Annotated in this window: 6 protein-coding genes; 2 read left to right on the top strand and 4 right to left on the bottom strand. The window is 55.0% G+C overall.

Annotated elements, in window-relative coordinates; translation table 11 throughout:
* The coding region (gene pyrD, locus LEPOCDRAFT_RS00305; RefSeq protein WP_009453173.1) for a dihydroorotate dehydrogenase (quinone) at window positions 1-803 on the bottom strand (803 nt) is incomplete at its 3' end.
* 35 nt (window positions 804-838) lie between these two features.
* Here pyrD and rpiA point away from each other — a divergent pair.
* Window positions 839-1,498: a ribose-5-phosphate isomerase RpiA gene (gene rpiA, locus LEPOCDRAFT_RS00300; RefSeq protein ID WP_009453171.1), complete on the top strand. Its 660-nt coding sequence runs from the start codon at window positions 839-841 to the stop codon at window positions 1,496-1,498.
* A 31-nt stretch (window positions 1,499-1,529) separates the two neighbouring features.
* Here rpiA and LEPOCDRAFT_RS00295 read toward each other — a convergent pair whose 3' ends face one another.
* The 3 genes from LEPOCDRAFT_RS00295 to LEPOCDRAFT_RS02545 form a co-directional block, all read right to left on the bottom strand.
* Entirely contained in the window at window positions 1,530-2,909 is a 1,380-nt protein-coding gene (locus tag LEPOCDRAFT_RS00295; protein ID WP_043909539.1) for a DUF3570 domain-containing protein, read from the bottom strand.
* A complete protein-coding gene (locus tag LEPOCDRAFT_RS00290) occupies window positions 2,900-3,136 on the bottom strand; it encodes a DUF4266 domain-containing protein (RefSeq protein WP_043909546.1) in 237 nt (78 codons plus the stop codon). The genes LEPOCDRAFT_RS00295 and LEPOCDRAFT_RS00290 overlap by 10 nt, the downstream gene beginning before the upstream one ends.
* Window positions 3,137-3,267: 131 nt before the next feature.
* Window positions 3,268-3,984: a BPSS1780 family membrane protein gene (locus LEPOCDRAFT_RS02545; RefSeq protein WP_052306340.1), complete on the bottom strand. Its 717-nt coding sequence runs from the start codon at window positions 3,982-3,984 to the stop codon at window positions 3,268-3,270.
* Here LEPOCDRAFT_RS02545 and LEPOCDRAFT_RS02755 point away from each other — a divergent pair, their 5' ends adjacent.
* Window positions 3,985-4,137 (top strand): hypothetical protein, encoded by a 153-nt coding sequence (locus LEPOCDRAFT_RS02755; RefSeq protein WP_156793917.1) that lies wholly within the window; start codon window positions 3,985-3,987, stop codon window positions 4,135-4,137.
* The last annotated feature ends 7 nt before the right edge of the window (window positions 4,138-4,144 follow it).

Raw genomic sequence — 4,144 nt, 5'->3', positions numbered from 1 at the left:
TCAGCATGTTGAAGGCCTGTCACCGATTTGCGGCTGATGGTGGTGTTGGTTGCAATCACTCCATCGATTTGATTTTTCAGCAGTGTTTGGGCGATCACTGCAATCTGGGTGTCATCAAGATCGGGGGCGATTTTGACGAAGATGGGGACGCGGCGTTTGTATTGCTGTTCCAGCAACCCTCGGCGTTCTTGCAGAGCTCCCAGCAACTGATCAAGGGCCTCATCGCTTTGTAGTTGCCGTAGATTGGCGGTATTCGGGCTGGATATATTGATCGTGATGTAGTCGGCGTGGGGATAAACCCCTGTCAGACCGATCAGGTAGTCATCGGTGGCTCGCTCAATCGGAGTCGTGGCATTTTTACCAATATTGAGGCCAATCAGTCCGCCTTGGGCGCGAAAACTATGGGCTTTTTGAACATTGCTCAAAAAGCTAGCCAGACCTTCATTGTTAAATCCAAGGCGATTGATCAGTGCTTCAGCTTCGGGTAAACGAAAAATCCGAGGTTTGGGATTACCCGGTTGAGGTTGGGGGGTCACAGTACCTACTTCGATAAAACCGAAGCCCATGGCTCCCAGCCCATCAATAGCACGGCCATTTTTATCCAGTCCAGCGGCTAAGCCGACGCGGTTCGGAAAGCTCAACCCAGCGATTTTGACCGGAGCGTGGTCACGGGTTGAGGCCCAAAAACGTTGCAAAGGCGTGTTTTGAAAACGCTCTAGGGTGTTGAGCGTGATTTCATGGGCATGTTCGGGATCAAGGCCAAACAAAAAGGGGCGTGTCAGGGCGTATGGAATGAGACTCATAATCCCCATTGTCCTTTTTTTCAGACTGTTTACCCATGACACAAGACGAACTTAAAGCTTTGGTGGCCAAGGCTGCGATTGATTACGTTGGTGCCGGCACCATCATTGGTGTGGGAACGGGTTCGACCGTCAATCATTTCATTGACGCTCTAGCCTTGGTCAAAGATCGCATTGCAGGTACGGTGTCGAGTTCTATTCAAAGTACCGAGCGTTTGCGTGCTCACGGTATTCCGGTTTTGGATGCCAATGACGTTGAAATCCTGAGTGTGTATATCGATGGCGCCGATGAAATCGATCATCGGGGTCACATGATCAAAGGCGGTGGTGCGGCCCTGACGCGTGAAAAGATCGTGGCTGATATGGCTGCACAGTTCGTCTGCATTGTGGATGTCTCCAAGCAAGTGGATGTTCTCGGGCGCTTTCCTCTGCCCGTCGAAGTCATCCCCATGGCTCGGGCCCAAGTGGCCCGTCGTCTGCGTCAGCTTGGAGGTGAACCGACGTGGCGTGAAGGGGTGGTCACGGACAACGGCAATCTGATTCTGGATGTTCGGGGACTGAAGATTACGGATCCGCTCAGCATGGAGCAGGAGATCAACCAATGGCCTGGGGTGGTGACGTGCGGCATCTTTGCGCGCCACAAGGCCAGCGTTTGCTTGATGGGGACCGCTCAGGGTGTCCAGACGCTGCGGTATTGAAAAAGGCCCCTCGGGGCCTTTTTTGTTGTGATCAGTAGTTGAAGGAGTACGTCACCATCAGCATGGTGGCACTCAGATCTGGCACAACTTGTACGCTGTCGAAGTAAGCAGGACCACCTGTAGGCTGTTGGGAGGTCTGCGTATAGTGTTCAAGTCGCAACCCCAACTCTTCTTCATGGCCCAGAGCGAAGGCTAGTTTCGCACCGACGGTTTGAGCCTTCATCGCTCCAAGGCGTCGGTCAGCTGAGGCGTAAGCAACATTGGCGCTGTGGGTTGTTTGGTTGTAATCGACACCATCCACCAACCATGGATGGTAGAAATTAGCAGCCCCTTGACGGTAAGAGCGCCAGTGCGGTTCGATATAGAACCCTGCGGAAGGCACCTCAAATCGGTAATGCGCGTCCACCGTGTGTGAGGTGATACCCCAGTCGTCACGGTACAAACGGTAGGAAACATCGATCACATCTTCGCTGAACGGATGGATCTTGTTTTGCCAGAATAGGCTGGCACGCGTCCGACTCGAGGGTCGGCCTTCGGTCACGAAAGCATCGCCCACCGGATTGCCGGTGATGGGATTGATCACCGAGATAATCTTGTAGGGATCGTTGAAATAACCAGAACCGTACTCAAGACCCAGATTGACTTGAGTCAGCCAACGCCGTGCCATCACTTGGCTCACACCGACCAAGCCACTGAGGACCGTGCGTGACGCGGTATTGGTGGCCCCACCGCTGCAACTCACGGGTCGGCCCGAAGCAGAGGTACATGTTTGGGCAACGACGGGGGTTGTCGTGGTGGCGTTCGGTGATTGCAGTGCGTTAGGTGGGCCACCCTTCGGACTGATTTGGTCGTATTCCAAACCAACACCGTAGCTGAGCGTGGTGTTCTTGTCATTGAATTCACGTGCGACGGCGGCATTGCCTGAGACGGAGAAGAAATCCCCTTCCACCGAGAGTCCGCCGCCAAGACTCAAACGTTGATCCCGTCCCCAAGGGCGATCTAGGCCGCCTGACAAAGAAACCCGGTGGTCCTTGAAATTGGGATCGACCGGAATGTTGTTGGCTGGTGTGACGTAGCTGCTTTGACCCGAGGCACCGGTGTGGGTGACCGCCGTTCTTTGTGGGACACCGCCGGTCGGTGATGCGCCGCTGACAGCGTCTAACGTCAATTTGAGGGACACCGTGCGATCGTAAGCATCGGTGCGATGCATCGAAAGCATGGGTTCATACGCGGATACACCGCCACTACCCTCGTGATAGACGTACAGGGCTGTATCGGCTTGCCATGGGGCATTCGGGATGGTCAGCCCCGAAGCTTCGACACCGCCGAAGCTCGCACCGAGCAAGCCTGCTGTTGCCGTGGCCAAAGCACGGCGTACGGGCACCTTGGGTGAAGGAGTCATCAGTTGCATCCGCAGCCCCCGCCACCAAATCCACGCCCACCAGTGGCGGCTTCTTTGCTGAAGTAGCTGTGGTCATCCGCAGCAGCATCCAACGCTGAGGTCGTGAGGGCCATCGACGGTTTGGCCATCAAGTCACGCTCCCAAGGAGAGACGCCCATGGTGGAGCATCCGCCAAGACCTAGAGATAAGCCAAGGACACTCAGTCCGGCAACAGTTCGAAGGGAGCGAGATTTCATGGTGCGGTCGATAGAAAGATGAACGGCAGCAGGCACATGCCCAAGTCAAGCATGCGCGACATGATGCGTCTTGTGCATTGCCATGATCTTAATAAGTGCCATCCACCGAGCCATGCCGTGCAAATGTGGGCTTAAACGGTTGTTTCGACGGGGATGTCGTCAAACAGAAGGCATCCATGCACGCTGGCATGAAGGGATGTGTAAAACGCACCGGCGAATAGCAGCATGACAGGTACCAAAATAAACACGGTGAGCCCACCACCCGCACCGAATAGCGACAGCAGAACACCGATCAGCAGCGACAAGATGAGATCGGCCAAGACCCACGAAACCAGATAGATGACAAAAGGTTTGATGTTTCGAAGGCTCGCCAGCCCACTGGCGAAAAGTGCTTTGGCGACGCTTGTGTTGGGCAACCTGTGCAGGATGACAGGGGCGTGCCAAAACAACAATGCGACCGGCAAAAGGCAAAGCAGTCGCAGCAGCATGCCGGATTGCAGCCCATGGAAAGCGGCCTCGCTCAAGGTGTCGTCCGTAGCCGGTTGCTCGCGCAGCGCAGCGCCCCAATGCTGATGAAAATCGGGGTCGATCAGATCAGCCACAACAAGCATGGCAATGCTTGCTACGGCATGAAGGCAGCCCAAAACAAGCAATTTTGAGCGGCTGGCCGAACGCAAGGGTGCCAGCAAGGTCAAGGGGGAGACGGGTTGACCGATGCTCAAAGCGGCGTTGCAAGCAACCCAACCAGCATTCAAGCTGGGCATCAGGATCAGGACCACGATGGGGCCGATTTTCTGGATGCCGAGCAGCATGCCGAAGGCAAAAAACATGAAGCCCATCAAGGCCATATGGGCCATGAAGAAGAGTTGGGGTTGCGACTTGAACACTATACGCAGACCTCCCAACAGCCTACAGGTGGTCCTGCTTACTTCGACAGCGTACAAGTTGTGCCAGATCTGAGTGCCACCATGCTGATGGTGACGTACTCCTTCAACTACTGATCACAAC

The organism is Leptothrix ochracea L12, from assembly GCF_000262525.1.
Note: the sequence above shows the minus strand (reverse complement) of the source record. Positions and strands in the feature narration are given on the sequence as shown.